The organism is Croceicoccus estronivorus (assembly GCF_001625325.1).
GTDB classification, from domain to species: domain Bacteria; phylum Pseudomonadota; class Alphaproteobacteria; order Sphingomonadales; family Sphingomonadaceae; genus Caenibius; species Caenibius estronivorus.
The window spans coordinates 190,529-216,958 of record NZ_JRQQ01000003.1 but is presented as its reverse complement, the minus strand read 5'-3'; the positions used below and the strand labels follow the sequence as shown (position 1 = coordinate 216,958).

At 60.7% G+C, this 26,430-nt stretch carries 18 protein-coding genes; 6 read left to right on the top strand and 12 right to left on the bottom strand.

Annotated elements, in window-relative coordinates; all coding sequences use genetic code 11:
* Nucleotides 1-13 precede the first annotated feature (13 nt).
* Nucleotides 14-1,789, bottom strand: a complete 1,776-nt coding sequence (locus MB02_RS07310) for an acyl-CoA dehydrogenase (RefSeq protein WP_067534737.1) — start codon at nt 1,787-1,789, stop codon at nt 14-16.
* 167 nt (nt 1,790-1,956) lie between these two features.
* On the opposite strand from MB02_RS07310, the gene MB02_RS07305 reads away from it, so the two are divergent.
* Nucleotides 1,957-2,889, top strand: a complete 933-nt coding sequence (locus MB02_RS07305; RefSeq protein WP_067534734.1) for an alpha/beta hydrolase — start codon at nt 1,957-1,959, stop codon at nt 2,887-2,889.
* Nucleotides 2,890-2,949: 60 nt separating this feature from the next.
* On the opposite strand, the gene MB02_RS07300 is transcribed toward MB02_RS07305, so the two are convergent.
* Entirely contained in the window at nt 2,950-3,816 is an 867-nt protein-coding gene (locus tag MB02_RS07300; protein WP_067535072.1) for a hypothetical protein, read from the bottom strand.
* A 404-nt stretch (nt 3,817-4,220) separates the two neighbouring features.
* Here MB02_RS07300 and MB02_RS07295 point away from each other — a divergent pair, with 404 nt between their 5' ends.
* Nucleotides 4,221-5,045, top strand: coding sequence for an SDR family NAD(P)-dependent oxidoreductase (locus tag MB02_RS07295; protein WP_206598576.1), 825 nt, complete (start codon nt 4,221-4,223; stop codon nt 5,043-5,045).
* A gap of 17 nt (nt 5,046-5,062) precedes the next feature.
* On the opposite strand, the gene MB02_RS07290 is transcribed toward MB02_RS07295, so the two are convergent.
* Nucleotides 5,063-5,959, bottom strand: coding sequence for a helix-turn-helix transcriptional regulator (locus tag MB02_RS07290; RefSeq protein ID WP_067534731.1), 897 nt, complete (start codon nt 5,957-5,959; stop codon nt 5,063-5,065).
* Nucleotides 5,960-6,060: 101 nt separating this feature from the next.
* Here MB02_RS07290 and MB02_RS07285 point away from each other — a divergent pair, with 101 nt between their 5' ends.
* On the top strand, nt 6,061-7,878 hold the full coding sequence (locus MB02_RS07285) for an acyclic terpene utilization AtuA family protein (RefSeq protein ID WP_067534728.1): 1,818 nt from the start codon (nt 6,061-6,063) through the stop codon (nt 7,876-7,878).
* Between the two features lie 40 nt (nt 7,879-7,918).
* Entirely contained in the window at nt 7,919-8,743 is an 825-nt protein-coding gene (locus MB02_RS07280; protein ID WP_067535065.1) for a Coq4 family protein, read from the top strand.
* 160 nt (nt 8,744-8,903) lie between these two features.
* Here the strand turns inward: MB02_RS07280 and MB02_RS07275 are convergent, their stop codons facing one another.
* The 3 genes from MB02_RS07275 to MB02_RS07265 all read right to left on the bottom strand — a co-directional run bounded on the left by MB02_RS07275 (nt 8,904) and on the right by MB02_RS07265 (nt 15,437).
* Complete coding sequence (locus tag MB02_RS07275) at nt 8,904-10,523, bottom strand: GMC family oxidoreductase (protein WP_067534725.1); 1,620 nt, start codon at nt 10,521-10,523, stop codon at nt 8,904-8,906.
* 185 nt (nt 10,524-10,708) lie between these two features.
* Nucleotides 10,709-13,027 (bottom strand): TonB-dependent receptor, encoded by a 2,319-nt coding sequence (locus MB02_RS07270; RefSeq protein WP_067535062.1) that lies wholly within the window; start codon nt 13,025-13,027, stop codon nt 10,709-10,711.
* Between the two features lie 76 nt (nt 13,028-13,103).
* Nucleotides 13,104-15,437, bottom strand: coding sequence for an arylsulfatase (locus MB02_RS07265; RefSeq protein WP_067534722.1), 2,334 nt, complete (start codon nt 15,435-15,437; stop codon nt 13,104-13,106).
* A gap of 86 nt (nt 15,438-15,523) precedes the next feature.
* Here MB02_RS07265 and MB02_RS07260 point away from each other — a divergent pair, with 86 nt between their 5' ends.
* Nucleotides 15,524-16,780, top strand: coding sequence for a TetR/AcrR family transcriptional regulator (locus MB02_RS07260; protein ID WP_067534719.1), 1,257 nt, complete (start codon nt 15,524-15,526; stop codon nt 16,778-16,780).
* A 54-nt stretch (nt 16,781-16,834) separates the two neighbouring features.
* Here MB02_RS07260 and MB02_RS07255 read toward each other — a convergent pair whose 3' ends face one another.
* Nucleotides 16,835-17,764 (bottom strand): alpha/beta hydrolase, encoded by a 930-nt coding sequence (locus MB02_RS07255; RefSeq protein ID WP_067534716.1) that lies wholly within the window; start codon nt 17,762-17,764, stop codon nt 16,835-16,837.
* Nucleotides 17,765-17,842: 78 nt separating this feature from the next.
* Nucleotides 17,843-18,991 carry an LLM class flavin-dependent oxidoreductase gene (locus tag MB02_RS07250; RefSeq protein ID WP_067534713.1) on the bottom strand — a complete coding sequence of 383 codons (1,149 nt, stop codon included), beginning with the start codon at nt 18,989-18,991 and terminating at the stop codon, nt 17,843-17,845.
* Between the two features lie 112 nt (nt 18,992-19,103).
* Here MB02_RS07250 and MB02_RS07245 point away from each other — a divergent pair, with 112 nt between their 5' ends.
* Nucleotides 19,104-19,739 carry a TetR/AcrR family transcriptional regulator gene (locus MB02_RS07245; RefSeq protein WP_067534710.1) on the top strand — a complete coding sequence of 212 codons (636 nt, stop codon included), beginning with the start codon at nt 19,104-19,106 and terminating at the stop codon, nt 19,737-19,739.
* Nucleotides 19,740-19,947: 208 nt separating this feature from the next.
* Here MB02_RS07245 and MB02_RS07240 read toward each other — a convergent pair whose 3' ends face one another.
* The 4 genes from MB02_RS07240 to MB02_RS07220 form a co-directional block, all read right to left on the bottom strand.
* Entirely contained in the window at nt 19,948-20,859 is a 912-nt protein-coding gene (locus tag MB02_RS07240) for a DUF5655 domain-containing protein (protein WP_067534706.1), read from the bottom strand.
* Entirely contained in the window at nt 20,856-24,344 is a 3,489-nt protein-coding gene (locus MB02_RS07235; RefSeq protein ID WP_067534703.1) for a class I SAM-dependent DNA methyltransferase, read from the bottom strand. Before MB02_RS07235 ends, MB02_RS07240 begins: the two co-directional genes overlap by 4 nt.
* 501 nt (nt 24,345-24,845) lie before the next feature.
* On the bottom strand, nt 24,846-25,643 hold the full coding sequence (locus MB02_RS07225; protein WP_067534697.1) for an SDR family NAD(P)-dependent oxidoreductase: 798 nt from the start codon (nt 25,641-25,643) through the stop codon (nt 24,846-24,848).
* Nucleotides 25,640-26,416: an SDR family NAD(P)-dependent oxidoreductase gene (locus tag MB02_RS07220; protein WP_067534694.1), complete on the bottom strand. Its 777-nt coding sequence runs from the start codon at nt 26,414-26,416 to the stop codon at nt 25,640-25,642. Before MB02_RS07220 ends, MB02_RS07225 begins: the two co-directional genes overlap by 4 nt.
* Nucleotides 26,417-26,430: the final 14 nt, after the last annotated feature.

Below are 26,430 nucleotides of genomic sequence, written 5' to 3'. Positions count from 1 at the left end.
AATCCTATCCCCGCTACAGAGCGTTTTCTGGTATTTCCATCAGCAGTTGGCTGCCGGTTTCGACTGGCCGGAGCCAGGCATCTATTTTCGGTATTTCCCTCTCGAAGAAATAGCGGCACGCCCACGGTTTGCCAGCGCGCAGCGCGTCCGCCGGGTCGGCGTCGAGACACAGCAGCGCCCGGTCGAGCCATTGCCAGCCGACGACCACGTGCCCGAAAGCCCGCAGGAAACCGGTTGCATTGGTCGCAGCGGCGACGCTGTCCATCCCGCGCAGCTGCGCAACGACCGTGACGATCCGCCCCCATGCCGCATTGAGCCCCTGCCCCAGATCCGCAAGCGCGGTTCCCGCAGCCCGCGCCGCCACCGCCCGGACACGTTCGTCCAGCATGTCGAATGCGCCTGCCGTATCACGCCGGATCTTGCGCCCGACGAGATCGAGCGCCTGAATGCCGGTCGTCCCCTCGTGAATAGGATTGAGACGGTTATCACGCCACAACTGCTCGACATCGAAATCACGGGTATAGCCGTAGCCGCCGTGGACCTGGATAGCCAGGTCATCGGCGGCCAGCCCCCATTCAGATGGCCAGGTCTTCGCGACCGGGGTCAGCAGCGACAGCAGCGCGTCGTCGGCTTCGTCCTGCTCCGCGGTATCCACCAAGCGGGCGCAATAGAGCACCAATGCGAGAGCGCCTTCGCCATAGCATTTTGCCGCCATGACCATGTCGCGCACATCGGGGTGGCGAATGATCGGGCCGGAGCGTTTGTCCGCCGCCCCCGGGGCGCTGCCCTGCAACCGCTCCTGCGAATAGTGGAGCGCATGGCGATAGCCGCGATAACCCATCGCCGCCGCGCCCAGCCCGACATTGAGCCGTGCCTCGTTCATCATCTGGAACATCTGCGGCAGGCCCTGGCCTGGGGCACCGACCAGCCAGCCGAGCGCGCCCGCGCGCCCATCCGGCTGTTCGGCACCCTCCCCCATGTTGAGCAAACAGTTGGTCGTGCCGCGATAACCCAGCTTGTGGTTAAGCCCGGCAACGGCAATGTCATTGCGTTCTCCCGAAGGCAGAACCTTGGGAACGATGAATAACGAGATACCGCGCGTATCCTGCCCGATCTGCCCGGTTTCGTCAGGAATCTTCGCCAGCACCAGATGGACGATGTTGCCGGAAAGATCGTGGTCACCACCGGAAATCCACATCTTGTTGCCGTGGAGGCGGTAGCGCGCACCCCATTCGTCCTCACCATCCGGCATGGCCCGCGTGGCGACATCCGCCAGGTTGGACCCGGCCTGCGGTTCGGACAGGCACATGGTGCCGAACCATTCCCCCGCAATCTGCGGGCGGGCGAACGTATCCACCTGCGCTTCGGAACCGAAAGTCACGATCAGCCGCGCATTGGCGGTCGTCAGCATGGGATAGGCGGAAACTGCCAGACTGGCGGCAAGGAATTGCGCGAAGGAAGCGCTGGAAAGCAGGGACGGCAGACCAAGTCCGCCCAGTTCTTCCGAGAAGCCGGCGGAAAAGAGGCCCAGCTCCGCATAGCCGCGCAAGGCATGCGCTATCTCGGGCAATGCATGAACCTGACCATTTTCCAGGTATGGTTCACGATTGTCAGACAGCTTGAACAGTGGAAGAAAAGTGTCGGTCGCAACTTTGTGCGAAAGATCCAGAATGGCTTCGGCAGCCTCGCGATCGATATCGCTCCCCTCCGAGGCGAGAAGATCGTCCAGCCGCAGCCAGTCCCACAGCAGAAAGCTCAATTCGTCGGGATTGATCAGAATATCGTTCATCAGCGGCGGGTTGCCGTACTCTCACAAGGGACAAGAGGCAGGACGCTAGGCGAGGCCTCATCGCCCGTCGATTGCCGAAGTCTTATCGAACCGATGATGATACGGCAATTGCCGTCTGGCTCCATCACCTCAACCGTGCAGCGAACAGGGATGCCACAAGGACAAACATGACTCTCCATCCTGATATGCAGGCAATGCTCGACCGGCGTGCCGCACTGAATCTTCCCGGCTTCGCCGAAGGCACGCCTGAGACCGCACGGCAGGCATTTCTCGAAGCGCAGGCTGCCCTGCCAAAGGATCGTGGAGCGGCAGTCCGCTCGATCCGCGACGAAACCGTCGACGGCCCGGCAGGTCCCGTCCCTGTCAGGCGGTATATGCCGCAAGTGGAGCGGCCCGTCGGGCAGATCTTCTATCTCCATGGTGGCGGATGGGTGTTCGGCACGCTGGACGGCTTCGATCCGGCCTGCCGCGAATTGGCGGATGCCAGCGGCTGCGAAGTGATCAGCATCGACTATCGCCTCGCCCCGGAAAGCCGTTTCCCGATTCCGCTCAACGATGGCTGGGCCGTGCTGAGCGCGTTGGCCGAGCCAGCACTGCCGCTGATCGTCGCCGGGGACAGTGCCGGTGGCAATCTGGCGGCTGGGCTGGCGCTTCGCGCACGCGACGAAGGCATGCCGCGCCTCGCCCTGCAGCTCTTGGCATATCCCGTACTCGACCCCGATCTACGCGGTGAATCCCATGAGCGTTATGGCGGAGGCGACTATCTGATCTCAACCGAGGATATGCGCTGGTTCTGGGATCAATACACTGACCCGGCGGACCGCAACCATCCCTATGCCGCGCCTGCGAAATCGGAGGACCTGTCCGGCCTGCCCCGGACGATCCTGCTGGTGGCGGGATGCGATCCCCTGCACGATGAAGGGGTACGCTATGCAGACCGCCTCAAGGCGGCTGGCGTCAAAGTCACCCTCCGCGATCATGCGGACATGGCCCACGGCTTCTTTACACTGGTTGACCTTCTCGAACCGGCCAACGCCGAAATTCGCGTGGTCGGCGCGATGATTGCGAAGGCCCTTGAGGAAGAGATCCAGCCCGATTGACCGGTAGCGGGAGGCGGCGCAAAGCCATGCCTCCCGCACGATGAGGCGGCCGTAACTGCCTCAGGCAGCTTCGACGAGCTGGGCCGATTGCGCGCCTTCGCTCCAGACATCGGATTCCTCGGCAGTATCGACTTCCTCGACGCCTTTCATGCCGATGTGCGCCCGTGCCTCGTCCTTGCTCATACCCAGGATCGGCTCCATCTTGCGCAGGAACCACGGCTCGGATTCCCGGCCGACACGCATGCCATTGGTGATATGGCGGGACATCGCGGGCCAGGTCGAAGGATAATGAATGATTGTGCGCATCAGCGTCGGCAATGCCATGATTGCCAGCAACGTGCTCAGTTCTCCAGCCAGTTCCGGGTCATCGAAATAGGCAAAGTAGGCTTCGATGCGCATGAAAAGCGGGGTCGTTTCGCCCAGGAAATCGAAGCCGGCACCGCCCAGCAGGTGATCGAAATCATGCGTCTGGCCGGTCCTCAGGTCCCAGTAGTCCAGCATGCTGGCCGGGCGCCATTCCGGGTTCATCTCGATACGCGGATCGAGCACGATCTCGAAATTGTTGGCGCTGAGATAATGGTAGTAGATGCCACCCGCCGTGTTCGGGGCATATTGCTTCAGATCTTCGCGCGTATAAGTGGAAATGAACCCCTCTTCGAAGAAGGCTGCCAGTTCAGGCTTGGTCTTGCACTGATCCGCCAACATCTCGTTGATGCGCTTTTCATCGCGAATTTCATAGAGCGCCTGAAACAGCTGCGGCAGCGCATATGTCATCGGAAAGTCGCGGCCGTTGCGGCGCAGGGATTCCTGCATGACATATTCCCGGATCACCGGATGATTCAGGAATTTGGACGAACTGACAAGGCGTGAGGATTCCGTCGGAATATCCTGAAGTCCACGCATGAAATAGGGAATATTATCCTGCATTAAATCCTCCATAGAGCAGTGCCAGCAACCGGTTGGCGCAAGCTGGCCATGTCGGGCAAAGTGGATGTCTGCCGAAAGAATGGGGGGGGAGCGAACGCGAAATCGCTCCCTCGGGTGGGAAAGCCTGTTTCAGCCCCCTTCGACGCTGCCGCCTTGGGAAATAATGTTCGGCATATCCTCTCCTGTTGTATTTTATCGGCAGGGACTCGCACCCGGCAGACCTGAGTATAAAGTTCTGTGATTCCGAATCCACCGAATTGGTCATACAGACCCGCCAGAGACGCAAATTAATGTGCACATGATCTGATCCGGCTTGCATGCACACCGACCTGCGTTTCTATGGCCTTACTTTGCCAGGCGATGAACTGGTTGCCATTGGGGCACGGATTAGGAAGCCGAACTCAATGGACGATAGCCAACGTCATTTATGGGAGAACATGGGAATGGAATGGGAATGCAATTGCCGGCGGCTTGAAGGGAAAGTCGCGATCGTCGCCGGAGCGAGCCGGGGAATTGGCGAAGTGACTGCCAGTCGGCTTGCTGCAGAAGGGGCGGCGGTTGTGGTTGCCGCGCCGGAGCGGGAAAGGGACGCGATCGACGCCGTTGTCGCTTCCATCCGCGATCATGGAGGCGATGCGGCTGGGGCGGTTTTCGATGGGGCTGACGATGCGTCCTTCGCTGCATTATGCGACTTAACGATCAATCAATATGGCGGGCTAGACATCTTTCACGCGAATTTCGCCGATCAGAGCCTGCTGGCAGATGACACCAACATTCTGGACGCGGCACAGGACATTCTCGACCGAACGCTCGATGTAAACCTCAAGGGAATGGCCCGGGCGACCCGCCACGCCCTGCCCCATCTGCTGGCACGGGGCGGCGGCGCCATGATCTACAGTTCGTCTGCCGCCGCGACGATGGGGCAAACCGTGCGCCCGTTCTATTCCATGTCGAAGGCAGGGATCGGCGCGCTTGTCCGGCATGTTGCCAATCGCTGGGGACCAGAAAACATCCGCGCGAATGCCATCTTGCCGGGCTATGTCATGACGCCGGCCATGCAGGTCTCCGTGCCAGAGGAAATGGCTGCCCAATTCCAACGGGAAACGCCTTCAGGCCGACTGGGCCGGTGCGAGGACATTGCGGCAATGGTCGCGATGTTGGGCTCCAGCGACGGCGAATGGATCAATGGCCAGACGATCTCGGTCGATGGCGGCCTGACCATGCGTTGAACGGCCTCCGCGCCCTGTCAGTGCGAACCAGTATCGTGCGGCAGGGCGGGACAAGCATCGACCCGGGCAATCATCCACTGCAAGGTGGCATCATCCATCGGGTTGAAAACCTCGACGCGAAATTCACTTTCGAGATCGGCAAAGAACGTGAAATGGCGGAAACGACACCGCTTCCCGTCCGGCAACCTGTAATCCAGATCACGCGACGTCTTTGACGGCAATTCATACTGTTCCCACAGCTCGCGGAATTCGCTGCTTTCTTCCAGCAAGGTCGTGACCAGATCCTGAAGGTCGGGATCATGCATATTGCGGGCAAAGGCCGTGCGGAACATGGCAACCTGACTGCGGGCGGATTCGATCCAGTCCGGCAAGACCTTGCGCACGGCGTCATCCGTGAACAGCGAAAGCAGCTGGTTGCCGTTGGCGCTGAACTGTTCGAAATTGCCGAAGAAGGCCCTGGCCGCACGATTGCAGGCCACGTAGTCCGCACGAGGTGTCAGGACGAAAGCCGGCGAATAGTGCATCGCATCGATAATCATCTGCACCGAAGGCAGGACTTCGTCCGCGCTCGGATGAATGGGAATCCCGGCCTCATCCAAGCCAAGACGAAGAAGCTGCGTCCGCTCCACCGGAGAGAGGAACAGCACATCGGCGATCTTCCCCAGCAGGCGCGGGGAAGCCGTGACATCCAGCCCCTGCTCCAGTTTGGTGTACCACGACACCGAAACCCCCAGCAGGGTGGCCATTTCCTCTCGCCTGAGGCCATTGGTCCTGCGACGCCCACTACTTAGAATACCGTGGTCTTCCGGGGACAATCTTACGCGCCGCGAACGCAGGAATGTCGCCAGTTCCTTGCGTCTCCATGCTGCGGCGTCGGCCAGCTGCGGATCGATGAGACTGTCACTCTGAGTCATAGGCTGCATTCGCCTACTACACCGCCGTGCCCGAAACATCTACTAAACGGAAGTGAAAGTCCCGGAGTCCAACCGGGACGCCATGGGTGAGGAGCAAACGGATGAGCCATAAGAACGGCCAGAAAGTGGTGAAAATCGGTGGAGCCTCCGGCGCGCTCAACGATAGCGTGATCGCAGTGCCGCAGCTCCTGCGCGTACCGGGCATGAATTACCTGGCCTTCGATTATCTCGGCGAAGGGGCCATGGGCCTGATGCGCCGGTTGAAAGAGGCGGATCCACGTTCCGGTTTTCTCCCGGATTTCGTCAATCTGCACATTGGCCCTTATCTGTCCGAACTGAAAAGCCGCGGGATCAAGGTCATCTCCAACGCCGGGGGGCTGAACCCCGAAGGGCTGGCCGAAATGATCCGCCAGCGCGGACGCGAGATCAATCTCGACATCAAGGTTGCCGTCGTTACCGGCGATGACCTCGACGAGCTGGTGCCGGAATTGCGCGAGAACGGCACGTGCGAAATGTTCGGTGGCGAGCCGTTCCCTGACGGTCCGATCGGCAGCATCAATGCCTACCTCGGGGCCTTTCCCATCGCCGCGGCCCTGGATGCCGGGGCAGACATGGTAATTACGGGGCGCGTGGTGGACAGCGCACTGATCCTCGGCCCGCTGATCCATGAATTTGGCTGGCAGCCCGACGATTTCGACTTGCTGGCGGCCGGTTCGGCTGCCGGACATTTGCTGGAATGCGGCACGCAGGTCACTGGCGGCACATTCACCGACTGGCAGGACGTCCCCGACTGGGCGAATATCGGTTTCCCGGTTGGGGAATGCCACGCCGACGGTACGTGTGTGATTACGAAACCGGATGAGACAGGCGGTCTCGTTTCCGTGGGAACGGTGGCGGAACAGCTGCTTTACGAAGTCAGCGATCCGCAAGCCTACATGCTGCCCGACGTCGTATGCGACTTCAGCACTGTCAAACTCGAACAGATAGGTGAAAACCGGGTCCGCGTTTCCGGAGCGAAGGGGCACCCGCCGACCGATCAGTACAAGGTCTGCGTTACATATGATGCGGGATGGCGCTCCGTCGCTCTGATCCCCATCGTCGGGATCGATGCCGCCGCGAAGGCTCGCAGGACTGGCGAAGCGCTGCTTGAGCGCACATCGAATATTCTGCGGAACCAGAACCAGCCCGATTGGCAGCTGACCCATGTCGAAGTCATCGGTGCAGAGGCAAGCTATGGGGACAAGGCCCGCCCGCTCAATCCCCGCGAGGTGCTGTTGAAGATTGTGGTCGATCATGAGGACCCGGCCTGCGCCGCGATGTTCGGGCGCGAACAGTCCACTGCAATCATGAACATGGCGGTCGGTACATCCATCGCACCGATCGTGGCCGCTCCGCGCGCCTTCCCGCTGACGGAAATGTTCCTGTTCCTGATCGGAAAGGATCGCGTGCAAACGCACGTCACACTGGATGGCAAGCCGATCCCCTTTGAAGAGGCCGATGTGGCGGGGTTCAACCCTGACAGCATCGAACGTCCGGCCACGTCTGCGACAGCCGAGTCTGCCGATACGGAAGTCCCGCTGATCGACCTTGCCTGGGCCCGGAGCGGCGACAAGGGCCGGTTGTTCAACGTCGGCGTCATTGCGCGCAAACCGGAATATCTGCCTTATATTCGCGCGAGCCTGACGGAACAGGCAGTCGCGGATTGGTATCGCGAACAGTTCGACAATCCCGGCAAGGGTCGGGTAGATGCCTACGATGTACCCGGCTGCCATGCGTTGAACTTCGTGGTTCACGATGCGCAGGGCGGTGGCATCAACATGTCGCCACGGTTCGATGCCGCCGCAAAGACGATGGGCCAGCACCTGCTGGAAATGCCTGTCAAAGTCCCGGTTGATCTTGCCCGTTCATTGGCCGGATGATCGCAGGCAGGCCCAAACGACGAAAATGGGAGTGGAAGAAATGCAGGACAACAACGACGTTCCTTACCTGGTGCGCGGCATGCAGGCCGTTACGACCATGAGCAGTACTCTGGTCAGTTCCTCGCCTTATCTGAACGATCCGCGCCTGCGCGACTGGATCGCCACGCACTTTTTGCGGCGTAGCGCCAAGGACCGGCCCACATCGGCGGACGCCTATGCCTTGCATGGCATTCTGCGCGAAGTTCTCGATCTCGACCGGATCGAAACGCTGTTCACCGAACAACGCAAGAAATGGCCCGAACTCGACCAATGGTTCAACGAAGGGTTTTCTTCCACGTTCTCCATCGAAGACCTGCTCGAGTATCCAGAGGACTCGCTCGGCTATACGTTCGGCCGGTACCTCGCCGACAACAACTTCCAGATCGATATCGTGCCGCGTTTCGAGCCTACGTCGCAATTCGAGTATTATTCGCTGCGCAGCGGACAGACACACGATCTGGAACACATTGTCACAGGCGGCAATTTCGACATCCTGGGCGAACTGGTGCCCTATTTCGCCCGCCTGACAAACGTGCCGCGTTTTCTCGATCCGGAACTGGCCGGACTGGTCAACGTCGGGCAGCTTCTCGGCGCCCTGCGGCTCGTTACCCGCACCGGCCTGCATTATCAGGAGTCGTTTCTCTCCGCCCTGACTGCCGCCCAGGCAGGCATGCGTGTCGGCGAACAATCCGGTCCGATCTTCATGGCAAAGTACGAAGACGTGTTTCACCTGCCCATCCCGGCGGCGCGAGAAGCCTTGGGAATCCGGGGCGCCGAACAGATTGACACGGCCAAGGCATCTCTCGTCTGGGAAGAATACGCCTAAGCCGGACATTTACTGCCCACGGCCAATGGACCTGCAACTGGTGCCGGGGGTATTTGGGAAATGGGGAATGGCAGGGCCTACCTGCCATTTTCACTTTTGGGCTCGCCTCAGCCCCATTTCATCGGCCAGCCATCGTCTCCGCTGGCAATCCTCGCCACGATCAAAGCACCGACGCCGGCAGGGGATCGCGGCCGAGGACCATATCGCTGGCCTTTTCAGCGATCATGATGGTCGGGGCATTGGTGTTGCCCGACACGACCTGCGGCATGATCGAGGCGTCGACCACTCTCAGGTTTCGTACCCCGTGGACTTGCAAGGTGGCATCGACCACGCTGTCCTGCCCATTGCCCATGCGGCATGTGCCTGCGGCGTGATGGTCGTTGGTCAGCGCGGAGCGGATATGGGCATCCAGCGCCGCGTCATCGTCAAGATCGCGGATCGGCAGATCCGGTTCAGTGCCATATTCGCGAAAGGCGGGCTGGCGGTATATCTCGACGGCCGCACGAAATGCCGCCCGCATCCGGGCAAGATCGGATGGATCGGCCAGATAGTTGGCGTCGATGAGCGGCAACGCCAGCGGATCGGCGGAGGCAAGGCGCAACCTTCCCCTGCTTTTCGGCACGGTCAATTCGATACGGTTGAGCATTCCGTGTTCCGGCAGGGGATCGCCGGTAACGGGGTCCAGCCGAAGCGGTACGAACTGATACTTGATGTCCGGCACGTCCATTTCCGGCACGGAACGGATCATGCCAACCGCCTCGATGGAACAACCCGCCATGAATCCGCGACGCGCGAAGATGCAGCGCATCATTTCCATTCCGGCGTGTACGGGATTGAGCAATTTGGCTTGGGAAATCGGCGCGGTGCAGGTTGCATGCGCCGTGATGCTGGCATGATCGTGAAGATTGTGGCCTACCCCCGGCAAGTCGACCTGCGTCTTGATATCCAGCGATGAAAGGTGTGCCCCATCGCCAATTCCCGACAGCATCAGGAGATGCGGCGATTGGAAGGCCCCCGCAGACAGGATGACCTCACCAGCCGCATAGGCAGATGTGGTTCCCTCATGGATCAGTTCGATGCCAATCGCCTGCCCCTTGTCCACCATGACGCGCGTAACCTGCGCACCGGTCAGAACGGTCAGGTTCCTGCGTTTACGCGCCGGACGGAGATAGGCTGCGGCGGTACTCCAGCGCCGACCGCGCCAGACAGTCGATTCAGCAGGGCCGAAACCTTCCCGCTGCGCACCGTTTATGTCCTCGTTGTAAGGGTGCCCCGCTTGGACAGCAGACTGAATGAATGCTTGGGCCAGTGGATGTTCGACATTCGAACGCTGGACATGTAACGGGCCGCCCACGCCGTGATAGGGATCTTCGCCACCATCATGGTCCTCAGCGCGTTTGAAATAAGGCAGGACCTCCCGATAGCTCCACCCGGCATTGCCCATCGCGGCCCAGCCGTCGTAATCGGCAGCTGCCCCGCGACAATACAACATGCCGTTCGTTGAACTGGAACCGCCCAGCACTTTGCCCCGCACGTCCCGCAAGACACGGCCATCGACATGGGTCTGGGGGACGGTGGGATAGACCCAGGAAAACTTACCCGGACGATACATGGCAGCGAAAAAGCCCGGCACGTGAATCAAGGGGCTGCGATCCGGCGGCCCTGCCTCCACCAGCAGGACCTCAAGACCGGTGTCATCGCTCAGCCTGTTGGCAAGAACGCACCCGGCAGAACCCGCGCCAACGATGATGACGTCAAAACGCGTGTTGCCAACGGCCACTGCCTCTCTCCCTATATCCCGCGCATCGGCGGACAATGGCTGCTCGGTACCCGACCGTTCGGCATCGGTAAATGACTGTCTCAAACGACAAGCGGGCCCCGGCTCGATACGCCGGGGCCCGCCATGGTCATGCTGCCAACGGATGAAACCGAAACCCGGCAATCACCCCGCTGCAAACATGTGCCTTAGAATTCCAGCTTCACGTCCACGCCATAAGTGCGCGGTTCCGCGAAAACGATACCGGCAAAGCCGAGTGAACCGAAATCGATGCCGGAATAGAGGTAATCCTCATTGGTGATATTCTTACCCCACAAGGCAACAGTCGCACGGGTCGGCCCCATGTCGATCTGCGAAAGCGCCACCCGGGCATCGAAACGCCCGACTGCACCGTCCGAAATATCCCGGTTGAACGGATTCAGACGGTCGAGGGGGTGGAAGTAAATCCGGCTGCGATACGTCCAGTCCAGACGCGCCTGGAACTTGCCGAACGACAGGGGGGTCTCATACTGGATACCCGCATTGGCGGTCGTGCTGGCTGAGTAGTGGAAGCGGGCTTCATCCGCGACGTTGATCAGTTCATCCGTTGCGGAATCGCGAATGATGAAGCTCTGGAACTTCCGGTCCACGTATCCGACCGACGCGTTGAACGTAACGCCACGAACCGGTTCCGCGAGCAGTTCCGCCTCGACGCCCGTATAGGTTGCCTTGCCCGCATTGACCGTGATGCTCGACGCACCGCCGGTGCCGGCGAGGAACTGGCTGACCTGCAGGTCCTTGTAGCGGGAATGGAAACCGGTGAGGTTGAACCGCAGATGGCGATCCAGCAGTTCCGTCTTCAGACCCGCTTCGTACGAGATGATCTTTTCCGGATCGAAGCTGCCACCCACGGACCGCGGATTGAAACCGCCAGCCTTGTAACCGGTCGCCACGCGGGCATAGGCCAGGATGTCATTGCTGAACTTGTAGTCCACGCTGGCCGCCCAGTTAACCTGACTGAACTTCGCGTGAAGATCTCGAACCATCGCCGCGCTCTGATCGAGATGCTTCTTGTCTTCGGTATAACGGATACCGCCAGTGAAGCTCAGCTTGTCAGTGGCATGGAACGTAGCCTGCCCGAACACCGCCATGGATTCCGAAGTGTGGCGATAAGCCAGCTGGGGCGTCAGGTTGACGCCGAACGAATCCGTAGAGAGTTCTCCACCAAGGGGAATCGTGGCAGGTGACGGCAGAACGAGCGTCAGCTGCTGAGGATTGTTCTCTCGCGCTTTCTCCTTGAAGTAGAAGGCACCGAGCACGAATTCGACGTTGTCGCCGGCCTTGCCCAACAGGTTCAGTTCCTGGGAGAACTGCTTCTGCGAACGCACGTTGCTGGCACCGAACAATTCAACTTCGTTGATGCCCTGCGGGATGAAATCGTTCGGCGGTGCGAGGATCGCCGGGCTGACCGTAAAGCCCTGCAGGTTGTCGTTGCCGTCAAGGTCGGTGCGGTCAACGACGTTGTCCCATTTGCGATAGCCAGTCAGCGAACGCAACGTGATGTCATCCGTCACGTCATATTCCACTGTCAGGGTGTGGCCCTGAACCTTGTCTCTCAACTGCCCCTGGTCGAGCTGCAATGTGCTCAGGCGATCGCGTGAATAGTTCAGCGCGGAACCGCCAAGCGCAGGAGAATTCGCGAGGTAGGCCACGATGTCCGGACGAACGGCCGCCAACTGGAACGGCACCGAGTAGCTCTTGCTGTCATTGTAATCGAAAGCGTAATCGATCCTCAGCGGGCCACCCTGATCGAAACGGGCGGCAATGCGGAACGCATCGACGTTGGAAGCACCCGGATCGCGGCGGTTCGGCTGGTTCACGTCGTCTGCGTAACCGTCGCGCTGCTTGTGGAGATAGGAAAACTTGAAGCGCAGGCCACTGTTGCCGACTTCACCCGTATCGATGCTCGTACGGGACTGCATGTAGTCGTAACGGCCATAGCTGAAAGTCTGCGACGCCTTGAAGCTGTCAGCAGGCTTGGCAGTGATGAAGTTGACTGCGCCGCCTGTGGTATTGCGCCCATACAGAGTTCCCTGCGGGCCGCGCAGAACTTCGACACGCTCCAGATCAACGAGGTCGAAGACCGCGCCGGCGGTGCGTCCGATCACCACGCCATCGACATAGATGCCAACCGGGGAGTCCACGGTCAGCACCGGATCGGATTCACCGATACCGCGAATATGCACGGTGATGTTGGTGGTCGATGAAGGCGTGACCGTGGTCGTCAGGTTCGGCGCTGCCGCGCTGATGTCGCTGATGTCGGCGATGCGCCGCGATTCGAGCGTTTCCGCGGTAAGTGCGCTGACGGCGAGCGGCGTATCCTGCAGGTTCTCGCTCCGCTTCTGGGCGGTGACGACGATTTCCTGCAGCCCGCTGTCGCCGCCCTCCTGAGCAGCGGCCGTGCCACCCCACGTAAGCGCAACAGCCGATACACCGGCAAGAGCAGCGCGCATTTTCCAATTATTCATATGGTACTTCATTATCCACCCTGTAACGGTTATTGGTTATAAATATTGTTATTTATCTTATAGTTATTGGAGAAGATCAGCGCGGAGACACTTTGATGCGCGAAATCTTCCCGTTGAACACCGTGCCACCCGGCATTGCGACCACGGTTTCGCCCGTGTCGCGCCCGATATCGAAGGTTTCGCCCAGACCGGCCGTGACGTATGCCGTCCGCCCGATATGCCCGCGGCCAATTTCGGTTCCGTCCAGGCTGATCGTCAACGTGCCGCCCTGGCCGGGAAAACCGCTCAGAGCATAATCATAGGTCAGCGTGTGCGTACCCGCGGGGATGGCCGAATCGGCCTCTACACGGAAAAAGTCTTCCGGCTTTTGCGAGGCGGCATGAACGACGAACGGCTTGCCGTTGTCGAAGCCGAAACTCCAGCCACCGAATTTGCTGCCGCTCGCGATCAACGCACCGCTTGGCCCGCCTTCCGGTATGGTCACGTCAGCCGTGATCGAGAAAGAGCGGAAGTTGATAGGTGGCGCCTTGCTTTGCGCGACACTGATATTCGAACCCCAGTAAACGAAGTCCCGCGGTGAAGGCAGTTTCATTCCCGCGGCGCGCATGATGCCCTGCCGGTCGTCAAGCGGATAAACGTTGTTGGCCTTTGCTTCCTCGTCCCACTCTGCCTGCAACTCGGCCAGCTTTTCGGGGTTGCTCGCTGCAAGATCGTGCGCCTGGCTGAAATCCTTGGTGAGATCGTAGAGTTCCCACTTGTAGTCAGTCGGCAAACCGGCCGATTTGCCCGACTTCCAGGGCAGGCGTCCCGGCGTCGTGCTGGCCATCCAGCCATGATCGTACATCGCGCGATTGCCGATCAACTCGAAGTATTGCCGCACATGCCGTTCGGGCGCTTTCGCGGAATCGAAACTGTACATCAGGCTCACCCCGTCGATCTTCTGCTGGCGGACGCCTTCGACAACGTCAGGCGCCTGCACCCCGACAGCTTCCAGGATAGTCGGCATGATATCGTTAACGTGCGCGAACTGCGTCCGGATGCCGCCCTTGTCCTTGATCTTCGCCGGCCAGGAAATCACCATGCCGTTACGCGTACCGCCCAGATGCGAGCCGACCTGCTTCGTCCACTGGAACGGCGAGTTGGTCGCCCATGCCCAGCCAACGGGAAATACCTGATAGCTGTCGGGCCCGCCCATCTTCGGCATTTCGCTGACCAGCCAGTCAGTGTCTTCCTTCATGCCGTTGGCCAGCGTGCCCAGTTCGTTCATCGAGCCCGTGATGTCGCCCTCGGGGCTGCCGCCGTTATCGCCTTCGATGAAAATGACGAGCGTATTGTCCAACTGCCCCATGCGCTTCAGCTCATTCAGGACCAGGCCGATCTGGTTATCCTGATAGGCAAGCATCCCGGCGAACACTTCCATCATGTGCGCATAGGCCCGGCGCTGATCATCGGTCAGGCTGGACCAGGCGGGAATCCCTTCCGGACGCGGCGTCAACGCCGTGTTCTTCGGCACGATGCCCGCGGCCTTCTGGCGGGCAAGGCTCTCCTCGCGCAACCGGTCCCAGCCCTGATCGAACTTGCCCTTGAACTTTGCGATCCATTCCGGCGGGGCCTGATGCGGCGCATGGGCACTGCCCGGCGCGAGATAGGCAAGGAACGGTTTGTCGGGCGCAGCCGCCTTCTGGCCATGGACCCACTGAATCAGATCTTCAGCCAGATAGTGATCCAGCGTCGTTTCCATCTTGGGAGCCGCCACGGGAGTGGTCCCACGGTAGAGCTTCGGACGCCACTGGTTGGTGTCACCACCGATGAAGCCATAGAAATATTCAAAGCCCAAGCCGGTCGGCCACAAATCGAAGGGCCCCATATTGGAATCGTCCTGCCCCTGCGGGACGTTATGATGTTTGCCGAAGAAGGCCGTGTTGTAGCCATTGAAACGCAGAACGTCGGCCACAGTCGCCGCGGAAGACGGGATCGCTCCCCAGTACCCCGGATAGCCACTTGCCGTATCGGTCACGATACCGCTGCCCACCGCATGATGGTTGCGGCCCGTAAGCAGCGATGCCCGCGTGGGCGAACACATGGCCGTAGTGTGAAAACGCGTATAACGCAGGCCGTTCGCCGCCAATTGATCCAGTGCAGGGGTCGGCACCGGCCCTCCAAAAGTACCGGAGGCGGCGAAGCCCACATCGTCCGTCAGAACCAGCAGAATATTCGGAGCACCTGCAGGCGCCTGAACCGGTTTGGGAAAGGCAGGAGTCGAATCGGCGTAAGTCAGGCCGATCTTGCCTTCAAAAGGCGGCGGCGGGGCTGGCAAGACGACATCGCCACCTTCCGCATGCGCCACGACTGCCACCGAAGACAGCAGGGCGGCACCAGCCACACCAGAAAACACCGCCCTACGCCGCATCAGAAAATCCTCCCCATTCTCGCCGGGAACTATACGGTACAGTTCTTATAGTTGCAACCCGGCAAGGCTTGCGCCAGAAGAGCGTCATGGCCAGACCGTCAGCAGCCCTTGCGCAGAGCGACGATTCCGCAGTGCGGACCCGCCTCCTGAAGGCAGCTCAGGATCAAATTCTTGCGACCGGCTTCTTCGAAGCCAGCCTTGATCAGATCGCGCGCCGCTGCGGTATCAGCAAGCAGACAATCTACACCTGCTTTGATTCCAAGGAGCATCTCTTTCAGGAGGTGCTGAGAATGACAATGGCAGAAGCCAGCGAGTCCAGTGAACTGGATGCGGGCGCGCTCGATTTGAAGGATGCCCTGCGAGCGTATGCGATATGGGTGGAACAGGCGGCCAGCAAACCAAAGAACCTGGAGCTGTACCGCGCGAATATCGCAGCAGCCTCTGCTTTTCCGGAGCTGGCCGCAGACCTTCACCTGCTGCGGCTGGCCTCTTCCAAGGCAGACTTCTTCCTGAAACAGCACCGCGAACGTGACAAGCTGCCCCCCGTTCCCCCAGAAAGGCTGGTGAACTGGCTGGGCGTCCTTGCAATGGGCGGTGCAGCACAACTGCTTGGCTTCATCCCGTCAGAGGAAGAACGCCAGGCACGTCTGGCGGGGATCGTGCAGGCATTCAGCGGCGGCTGGCGGATGCCGGTGGGAAGCATCGCTCTCCCTGACCGGGACACACCCTTCACCACCCCACGTGCCACGATCAAGACGGTTCCCAACGGGCGCTTGTCACCCGAGCGGTGGCAGGATCTGCTGCGGATTGCAGCACGCAGCTTTTGCCAGTCGGGACTGCGTCACACCAGCGTCGAAGAGATCAGCGCTACGGCCGGTATCTCGAAAATGACGATCTATAAGCGGTTCGGTAACAAGCAGGGGCTGTTTGCCGCAGCAATCGAGCAAGCCGTGGCTGACTTGCTGGACGATCGTCAGCCACTCAGGTCACGTGGCGATATTCCAGCCACCCTGGAAACCATTGCACTGGAGCAGGACCGGCGAGCAGCGCGGCCGGAACAGACCCAGTTGCTAAGATTGCTCATCACCGAAGCGCCGGCACAGCCTGACACTGCAAGACACGCATACGAACGCCTGCAGGGCGAGGACAGGGCTGAATTGACCGCGCTGTTGGAAGAATGGCAGGCAGCCGGCCTGATCCACCTCACCAATCCACGCATTGCCGCCACACAGTTCCTCCTTTTGGCGACCCGCGGCAACCGGCGCCTGACGGACACGATCGTCTGGAACGAACAGGATGCGCTAGAACACGCGCGGGACGTCAGGCTGCTTTTCTATCGCTAGCCTGAGCCTGCCCGCCCCGGGCGCGCTTCCCAGCCATGGCAATGAATGGGCGGATTAGGCTACGTCGCTCCGGGCGAATACGTCCCGCAATACCTCAGCCGCTTTGCCGACAGCTTCATCGGCCTCTGCAAGAGTGCCGAACATGCTGACGAAGCCATGAAAGACGCCCGGGTATTCGATATATTCGACCGGCACGCCCGATGCCCGCAGCCGATCCGCATAAGTGTGCCCCTCATCGCGCAAGGGATCGCATTCCGCCGTCATGATCGTGGCGGGAGGCAGGTTTGAAAGGTCCTTTGCACGGGCCGGAGATGCCCATGGGTGCGCACGGTCATCAGCATTCGGCAGATAGGCCGTCAGGCAAAGCTCCGTGAAATCCGCGTCCAGGAAATAACCGTCGCCGAATTCGCGCGACGACGGGAACTCCGTGACCATATCCGCCCCCGGATAGATCAGGATATGGTGGACGATCCGCGGCCCGCCTTCATCGCGAATGCGAGCTGCAACGACAGTGGCGAGCGTCGCGCCGGCACTATCCCCGCCCAGGGCCATCCGTTCCGTATCAAGCCCATGGTCCGCCCCATGCGCTGCAACCCATCGGGCTGCCGCAAGGGCATCGTCAACCGCTGCCGGAAAGACATGTTCCGGCGCCAGACGATAATCGACCGATACCACCGCACATTCACCCAGCCGCGCCAGCCGATGACACAGCCTCTCATGGCTATCGAGCCCGCAGGCGATGTATCCGCCGCCGTGATAGAACACCAGCACCGGTTCAGGCCCGGTCGCCTCCTGACGCCGGTAAATGCGTGCAGGCACGCCGCCCGCATCGATTTCCTGCGTCGAAACACGGTCCTCCGGATCGGCCGGCTGGACCATCTGCGCGCTGTATGCCCGGAACTCCTGCGGAGTCAGCCCGGCCATATCAGGCATGTTGGCAGTCATGTACGCGAGCATGGCGGCGGACGTTTCATTCAACGGCATGGAGCGCATTCCTCGAACAGGCAAAAAACATGGCGGGTCGTGCTCCACCCCCACGGGGCGAAGTACGACCTCATTCGTTCAGGCGACTTTCGCCTTTGCTTCCTTTTCACGGAAGTGAGGAATGATCGTCTCACCCAGATGGCGCAGCGTTTCCATGATCGCTTCGTGCGGGACAGTGCCCATCTGCATGAGCATCAGGCATTCGTCCGCTCCGGCTGCTTCCAGCCGCTCGATATGATTGATCGCATCCTGCGGCGTCCCGTAGGCATGATCGGTGTTGTACATATCCGTCGCCGCCGATGTTACCGGGATCTTCGCCTCGTTGAGGTAGGCCACCATCTCGGCCTCGGCCTGCTTCACTTCTGCGACATGCTGTTCTGCCGGAAGATCCTCCACATCGATTTCCGGCTTCCCGCCGCCACCGTACCAGTGATGGATCGCCTGCGCGAAGAAGCGCTGCCCCCGCAGGCCGATGCGCCGGGCTTCCTCACGATCGTTGCTGACGATAATCGGGCAACCGACCGCAAGATATTCGTTGGGGAAATAGCCGACCTGATCGGCGGGATCACGATTGGCGAAGGCCTCGCGATAGATGCGGTTCAGTTCGGCCGTATCCTCCGGCGTGCTGAAACCCAGGACCATACCGCCAAGGCCGCGAGAACCGGCAACCCGCAGTGATTCCGCCCGGGTCGCCGCCATGAACATCGGCGGGTGTGGATCCTGATAAGGCTTGGGATGAATCGGGCGACGCGGGATCTTTATGTAATCGCCGTCATGTTCGATCTCATCCTCCACCATGATCTTGGGAATGAGATACATGCTTTCGTCGATCATCGGCTGAAGCTCTTGCAGGTCATAGCCGAAAGTGCCCGCTTCCTGCTGGGTACCCCCCTTGCCGATGCCGAAATTGACTCGCCCGCGCGACAAAATGTCGAGAGTGGCGACCCGCTCGGCAACTTTGACCGGGTGGTTCATCGCCGGGGGAAGGCAGATGACGCCATGACCGATGCGAATCCGGTTCGTCTTGCCGGCAACGAACGCCAGAAAGCTCTCCGGAGCAGACATGTGCGCATATTGCGTCAGCGCGTGGTGTTCCACGGCCCACACACCGTCCAGCCCCATTTCTTCGGCGTAAACAGCCTGTTCGACCGCTTCGAAGAACGTCCGCTGTTCCGACTCCCGCGAGGTATCCACCATCTGCGCTTCAAAGCAGACTGAAAACTTCATACGAACCTCTCCCACACATGATTTATCTGGCACTTTTTATATCGCGCTCTAATTTCGAGTCAATCGGAACGCGGTATGGAAAAGGCCGGTCACCGGAACGAGGGATTTGACAATGAAGGTTCGCGCCCACGCAGGAGCAGAACGGAGGAAGCAGACCATTCTGGCCACAGCGCGCGCGATGCTGAATCACGAACCGCTCTCGATGCGACGGCTCGCCGAAGCAGCGGGTGTCAGTCAGGCAACGCCTTACAACCTGTTCGGGACCAAACGGCAGCTGTTCGTGGAACTCTACGCACAGCAGCGCATGACTCTGATCCGCAATCTGGCCGCGAGTGAGCACCCTCATGCCCTGTCGCGCATGTTTCATGCCATCCAGCTGTTTGGAGAGGAATTGAGCGCAGAACCGATGTTCTTTCGGTCGCTGTTCGCGATAATCTACGCCAGCGACCCTGAAGACAAGGCGCAACAATACACCGAACCCGGTGCCGCATTCTGGTTGGATCTGGTGAAGGACATTGTGGCCGAAGGCTTGCTCCACCAATCGGTAAAGCCCGAAGCCTTTGCCACCAACTTCGTCTATCTGCTGAGCGGCGCCACGATCGACTGGGTAAACAACCGCGTCACCATCGAACAATGGAAAGCCGCAGTCGATTACGGCCTGACCCTCTCCGCACTGGCAGTGGCCTCAGACAAGGTCCGCCCCGAACTGGAGGAACGCCTCAAACGCCATGATTGCATGTCTGGCTGAGGCAGGTTGCAAGGCCCAACACACGATTTTCAGCAAAAACCACGGCTTTTCAACTGCCACCGAATAGCTATGTGCAGGAAAATGGCGCCAGCAGAGCAATCAATAAATTGCCATATTATTTTTATAATAAAATCAATATCATAATCCTGAAATTGGTGCCCCAATTTGTATCCCAAGTCAGATACTCTCCGGCCCCCTATTGGACTGCTTATGAGACGTTGTACGACTCTTCGAGCAAGGGCTTGGCCTTCTCGAAATCGGCAAGGGTCGTGATCGTGATTTCCAGGTCGCCGGTTCCGAAGTGCCCGATCGATTTCACGTTGCGGGTGAAGCCCTCCTCCAACTGGATCGAGGTGGGATCGACCTTGACGTAAACGAGCAGCTTGCGCGCCTGATTGCGCAGTTCGACGCTCGCGAAGTTCTTGATGCGCCGAAAGGCAATGTAATACGCGGTCGTCTTCGCTTCGACATCATCGCCCAGCGCCAGCATGAAATCGGCAACCAGATGATAGAGGTCCAGAAGCTCCTGCGGAGCTTCGGCGAGGTGTTCGGTGACCGTTTTGTAATTGGGCTTGGCGCCGGAGCCGGCAGCGGGCGCCACAGGTGCATTGGGTTGCTTGGCGCTGGCCGATGTCAACTGCTCGAGCAGCAGCAGATCGCCCTCGAACCGCCGGTATCGGATAAGGGCGATGTTGCGGTTCATCTGCTTGACCGCATGCTCGTCATACTTGCCGAAATCCCCTGCGATGCAGATCAGCCTCGGGCCGGACCAGTCGACCGCCTTGGCCACGTCCGCGCCGAGCCTTTCGAGAACCAGCCACTCGAAATCCTTGCGATGGCCCATCAGCCAGTCGAGATAATAGAGACCCTGGTTGATGACGTTCTCGTTCGAGGAGCGCTTGTACTCGATCACCACGGGGCTGTTGTTCTCATCGATGCCGAGCGTGTCCATCCGGCCGCCTTCGTTGGTCGAGAACTCGCTGGCGAGGAAGCGCACCCCGATCAGCGCGTCGAGATTTTTCTCGAACACCGTTTGCAGCGACTTTTCGAGCGCCATGGCACCGCCCGCCAACTCGGTGACTTGCGCCGCGCCCAGCCGATAGAGCTTGATGTCGCTCATGCCGCGTACCTCCCATCCTCAAGCCTGCGCGCCATGCCGATTCCCGCAAGCGCCTCCAACACGGGGCGCACGGTCGCGGCGCGCTTGCCCTTGAAGGCACGGGCGACGTCCTGCGGGGCGAGCGGGACGTGCGCGCCGGAAAGGACGGCCTGCACCGCGCTGACCTGTTCGGGCAGCGTACCCGGCCAGGGGATGACGTTGTCGGGCAAAACCACCACCTCTTCGCCCAGATCGAGCGTCTGGGTAACGGGGGCCTGATAATCGGGCGCCTGGAATTCGGGGCGCAGCCAACGGACGAGGCCCTTCGCCTCCTCGGCAGCGCGTTCCTTGTTGAGCGCGACGAGCCGGGTGAGGATCTCCTCGTCCGACAGGTCGGCGGGCCAGCCATAAGCCTCGGCAACCAGTGCATCGATCGCGTCATGATGCTGGCGGATCAGCGTGACGAGCCCGCGATCGTGCATATCGCGCTCGGCCTCCGTCAGCACGCGACCTTCGCGCAAGGCTTCGAGCACGTTGTAGAGCTTGGTGAGCGTCAGGTCCTCGTGTTCGGCGAGCACGCGCTTGCGAAGCGCATCCAGCGCCTCGGCCTCGGTGCGGATGTGGGCCTTAAGCGGTTCGGGGGCATCGGCGGGGAATGGAAAGGGATCGAAGCAGCGCGATTTGCTGTAACGGGGATCGTCGCCCATCCCGAGCCTTCCCCCACTGGCAATGGCCCATGGCACATGGATGCGGCTCGAAAGCACACCAAGGAAGAAGGCATCGTTCAGCGCAACGCAAACCAGCATGTTATCCGGCAGGATCGACATCGGCAGAAACTGGAACGCGCGGTGCTTGGCGGTTTCGATAGTGACGATATAGCGATCCACGCCGCGCAGAGCCTTGCGGAGTTCTGACCTCTGTTCGCCGAACAACCACCAGTTGTCGCGGTAGCTGGCGCGGTTGTTCTGGTCGCGGTGTGGCTTCACCCTTGCCAGCACATGCTGATAGATCGCCGGGTAGCGATCTCGCACATCGACTTCCCCCAAGCCATAAAGGTCGATCACCTTCACGCCGCGCGGACGGGAGGCAAGATCGCGCCCGTTGCGATAATCGAAGATCACGGCATCGGTATCGTCTCCGCCCGTGCGGATGCGGGGATGGCCTTCGCCGGGGCACAAGCCCGCGGCCGCATCAGGCGTCAGGATAAAGCCCTCGCCCATAAGTTGCACGCCGCGAGAAGCCAGCTTTTCGTTCGCCTTCAGCGCCATCGTCGATGTCACATCCGCACCGACCCGCAAGTCACTGCTGATCGCGCCAACCCTCTCGGTGTAAACGAGATGCTCTGGCGCACGGCTTTCATCGACCACGGACCATAGCTGTCCCAAGGCTTTGCCCTTTGCCGCCACCGTCATCGCGATGCGCACGGCGGCTCCGTCCTTCTCATCCACCCAAGGATGATTGGGAATGGCGAACAGCAGACTGACGCGATCCTTGGCGTCCAGGTGCCTCGCGATCACCCGGCGACTGAACACCTGGGTGATGGAATTGGTCGTGACAAAACCGAACCTGCGGGTGCCACCTTTGCGCACGGCCAAGGCAGCCTTGTCCCACCAGTGCATGACGAAGTCCGCACTTTCGGGCACGTCGCAAGTGGCGAACAGTGCCTCGAAATAACCGTCACCCAGCCGCTCGCGCACGTCCTTGCCGCCAATAAACGGCGGATTCCCGACGATGAAATCCGCCTTCGGCCACTTCGCCGCGCGCGGCTTCACATAGCGGTACACCTCAACCCGGGCATCCTCGTCCGGCACCTTGCGGCCGGTAACGGGATGGACCTTCATCGTCTCCCCGTCCCAGCGGGTCACGGGGTGGCCATCCTCATCGCGCTCCAGCACCTTTTCGTCATAGTCGATCAGCGCGTCGCGGTTCTCGATGGTGCGCACGTCGCGCAGGATCGGCTCTGGCGGAGCGCGTTCCGCGCCGTTCACGCGGAAATGCCATTGCAGATAGCCGATCCACAGCACCAGTTGCGCGATCGCGGCGGCGCGCGGGTTGATCTCGATGCCCAGGAAATTCTCGGGCGTGATCGTGTGCCCGGTGATCTCCGCCACGTACTGGTCGTCGCCCAGCTCGACCAGCAGGTCGAGCACTTCACCCTCCAGCTCCTTCATCCGCGCCATGGCGACATAGAGGAAGTTGCCGGTGCCGCAGGCGGGATCGAGCACCCTGGTCTGCGCCAGGCGCGCGTGGAACGCCTCGACATGCGCGCGCGCCTCCCCTGCCTTGCCTTCGTCGATCAGCGTCGCGGCGGCGCCGCGCACCCCGTCCCAGTCGGCGCGCAGCGGCTCCATGATGGTGGGGCCGACCAGCCGCTCGACATAGGCGCGCGGGGTATAGTGTGCGCCCAGCTTGGCGCGCTCCTTCGGGTTGAGCGCGCGTTCCAGCAGAGTGCCGAAGATCGCCGGCTCGACTTCGGTCCAGACGTGCTCGCCTGCCCGGATCAGCACCTCCAATTCCTCGGCATCGATCGGGATCGCGCTGCGGTCCTTGAACAGGTAACCGTTGAACTGCCTGAGCGGCACGCCGAGCGCGGGCGAGAATTCGCCCTTGTCCATCGCCGCCCACAGCGCGGAAAGCTGGTGCTGGAGGTGTTCGGGATGCTCGCGCTGCCCTTTCAGCAAGGTGGTGAAGCTCTTGTTCGGGATCAGCCCCGTATCCTCGGCGAACATCGTGAAGAGCACACGCATGAGGAAACCGCTGGTCGTCTCGGCATTGTAGCCGCGCTTCTCGATCCGGCGCGCGACGGTGGCCAGCAGTTCGGCGATATCGCGGGTGACGCGCGCAGCCTTGGCGGCGGGATCGAGGCTTTTGGGATCGGTCCAGATGGCGCGCAGCCGATCGCGCACATCCTCGTGCCGCAGATCCTCCAGCATGATGCGATAGCGCGCCCGGTCGGGGAACTGGGCATAGGCCTTCCCCGTGCCGGTGAAATCCGCATAGACTTCGATGCAATAGCCGATATCGGCCACAAGCAGGAACGGCGGCCAGCCATGCTCGACCGGCAACGCCTTGGCATAACGCTCGGCCTGCCCCTTGGCCTGGACCATCGCGCGCGCCCAGCCCGGCGTGCCGCGCCTGGCCGTGCCACGCTTCATGCGGGCGCTGGCGGTCTGACCGAAAAGATCGAGGTCATCCTCACCCCGGTCTGCCGCCACGCGGTCGGCATCGCTGCCCTGCTTCGCCTCGAGGATGAAGCTGTCGCGCTTGTAGCAGTCGATCCGGCCGAAGCTCTGCGAGCCGTCGCCATTATCCTGAAAGACGCGGCGTTCGAAGACATAGTCGTTATGTGCATCATCGGCGCGGCTACCGACCGGGGCATCGACGCCTATCAGGTCGCACAAGCCGTTGATGAAGCTCTGCGTATTCGCGAGTTCGGACCCGCCGGTCTCGCGCCAGTGGGCAATAAACCCATCGATCCGCTGCTGTTCGTCTTGATCCCCCTGCATGGTTTCCGTTTAAGCGGCTCGATCCGGACAGGGCAATCGGAAAGCACCGGCATAGGCATCGGAAAAGGTGTGCCTATAGTATTCCGGCACAAGGAAGGCTGCATGGGCAGAAGTCCGGAGCGATGCCAATTTCATGGCAGCCATCGGCCGCAAGTATGACGTCGCGGAACGCGATGCCCAAAACCGCACGCTGGGAAAGCCCGTCGTTCACCGCCGCCGGAAGACACGGAAGTTGAGCCGATCGGTCATGACCGCATCCCGCTCACGGGCGTCGGCCAGCTTTCGACCTTCACACGCATTTGACGTTCTGCCGGACATCAGAGGCTAGCAGCGCGCCGGCAAAATAATGTCCCGAATGGCCGACCCAATAGCGTCATTGCCTTTTGTAATATCTCGTGCGGAATGCCCGCAATCGCGGTTCAATGCCGCCTGACGGCAGACCATTGGCAGCCGCGATATCGATGGATGGTATAGGTAGACCGAGCATCGGAAACTGCACTCTCAGAAACTGGCTTGCCCGAGCCTGCGCGGTTTGGCGAAGGGAAGAGATGTCGAAAGACCACCATCGACGACCAGGGCCTGGCCGTTGATGTAGCTGGCTTCGTCGGAGGCAAGGAACGCAATGGCGCGCGCGATCTCGACCGGTTCGCCGCCGCGCTTGAGCGGATTAAGCTGTCCGATCAAATCTTCACGGCCTTTGGACCGCGCGGCGGTGTAAAGACCCTGTGTCATGCCAGTATCGACCAGTCCGGGACACACCGCATTCACGCGGATACCTGAACCCGTGAGCTGCTGTGCCGCCCCTTGGGCCAGATTGATCACGCCCGCCTTCGACGCCGAATAGGCCAGGCCACCGGCCCCTGCGCGCAGGCCCGCGACCGAGGCGGTGCAGACAATCGCCCCGGTCCGGCCTGCATCGATCATAGCCCGCGCTCCATACTTGATGGCAAGGAACGGCCCGATCAGGTTCACCCGCAAGAGCGTCTGCCAGTCGTCCGCGCTCTGTTCGAAGAGGCCGGCCATGCCGCCGCTGATTCCGGCGTTAGCGCAGATGATATCCAGCCCGCCATGTCGTTCCACAGCGGTGGCCACAATCGCAGCGACCTCCCGCTCGTCGCCAGCGTCTCCCCGGAAGTTCACGATGGACCCGGCACAGGCCGATTCCGTCTCGGCGGCTATATTGAGGTCGACGGCGATCACATCGGCGCCCTCATCAGCGAACAGATGTACGGTCGCCTTTCCAATGCCCGATGCCGCACCCGTTACAAGGACGCTCTTGCCAGCGAAGCGCCCGCTCACAGGATGCCCTTTATCGTGCTGCCGCCATCGATGATGATATTCTGACCGCTCACAAAGGCGCTTGCTTCTGACGCGAGAAAAACCGCAGCGCCTGCGATGTCGCGTGGCTCGCCGATCCGACCGAGCGGCGTCGACTGCTGAAGTTTCGACAGGGCCTCGGGGTCTTCCCACAAGGCGCGCGCGAAATCCGTTCGGATCACTCCGGGCGCTATGGCATTGACGCGGATATTGTGCTGGCCGAATTCAAGAGCGAGGTTGCGAACGAGCTGGAAGTCTGCCGCCTTCGAAATATTGTAGGCGCCTATGACATCCGAACCCATAAGTCCGCCGATCGACGAAACAACGATTATTGAGCCGTCCTGACGTTCGATCATGTCCGGTGCCACCATCTGGATCAGCCAGTGATTGGCCAGAACGTTGTTGTCGAGAACCTTTCGGAATTGCTCGTCGCTGATCCCTCCCATCGGACCATAATAGGGGTTGGTCGCAGCATTGCAGACAAGAATGTCAATTCGACCAAGGCGCCGTCGTGTCTCATCCACCAGCGCCTGGAGCGCGGACTTGTCGGAGATGTTGGCGGCGACTGCAATTGCACGGTGTGCGCCATATTCAGCATTGATGGCGCTGGCGACTTCCTCGCACTTAGACTGCTTCCGGCTGGAGATTACAACACACGCACCTGCTTCGACCAACGCTTCCGCGACGGCTCGTCCGATGCCTCGTGATGAACCGGTTATGAGAGCGACCTTACCGGTCAGATCGAAAAGTTTCATGTGCTTCCCTTCAA

Bases quoted from the DNA above. Each gene is read 5' to 3' on its own strand.
- MB02_RS07310 (WP_067534737.1), bottom strand. From the start codon at position 1,789: ATGAACGATATTCTGATCAATCCCGACGAATTGAGCTTTCTGCTGTGG.
- MB02_RS07305 (WP_067534734.1), top strand. From the start codon at position 1,957: ATGACTCTCCATCCTGATATGCAGGCAATGCTCGACCGGCGTGCCGCA.
- MB02_RS07300 (WP_067535072.1), bottom strand. From the start codon at position 3,816: ATGCAGGATAATATTCCCTATTTCATGCGTGGACTTCAGGATATTCCG.
- MB02_RS07295 (WP_206598576.1), top strand. From the start codon at position 4,221: ATGGACGATAGCCAACGTCATTTATGGGAGAACATGGGAATGGAATGG.
- MB02_RS07290 (WP_067534731.1), bottom strand. From the start codon at position 5,959: ATGACTCAGAGTGACAGTCTCATCGATCCGCAGCTGGCCGACGCCGCA.
- MB02_RS07285 (WP_067534728.1), top strand. From the start codon at position 6,061: ATGAGCCATAAGAACGGCCAGAAAGTGGTGAAAATCGGTGGAGCCTCC.
- MB02_RS07280 (WP_067535065.1), top strand. From the start codon at position 7,919: ATGCAGGACAACAACGACGTTCCTTACCTGGTGCGCGGCATGCAGGCC.
- MB02_RS07270 (WP_067535062.1), bottom strand. From the start codon at position 13,027: ATGAATAATTGGAAAATGCGCGCTGCTCTTGCCGGTGTATCGGCTGTT.
- MB02_RS07265 (WP_067534722.1), bottom strand. From the start codon at position 15,437: ATGCGGCGTAGGGCGGTGTTTTCTGGTGTGGCTGGTGCCGCCCTGCTG.
- MB02_RS07260 (WP_067534719.1), top strand. From the start codon at position 15,524: ATGGCCAGACCGTCAGCAGCCCTTGCGCAGAGCGACGATTCCGCAGTG.
- MB02_RS07255 (WP_067534716.1), bottom strand. From the start codon at position 17,764: ATGCCGTTGAATGAAACGTCCGCCGCCATGCTCGCGTACATGACTGCC.
- MB02_RS07250 (WP_067534713.1), bottom strand. From the start codon at position 18,991: ATGAAGTTTTCAGTCTGCTTTGAAGCGCAGATGGTGGATACCTCGCGG.
- MB02_RS07245 (WP_067534710.1), top strand. From the start codon at position 19,104: ATGAAGGTTCGCGCCCACGCAGGAGCAGAACGGAGGAAGCAGACCATT.
- MB02_RS07240 (WP_067534706.1), bottom strand. From the start codon at position 20,859: ATGAGCGACATCAAGCTCTATCGGCTGGGCGCGGCGCAAGTCACCGAG.
- MB02_RS07235 (WP_067534703.1), bottom strand. From the start codon at position 24,344: ATGCAGGGGGATCAAGACGAACAGCAGCGGATCGATGGGTTTATTGCC.
- MB02_RS07220 (WP_067534694.1), bottom strand. From the start codon at position 26,416: ATGAAACTTTTCGATCTGACCGGTAAGGTCGCTCTCATAACCGGTTCA.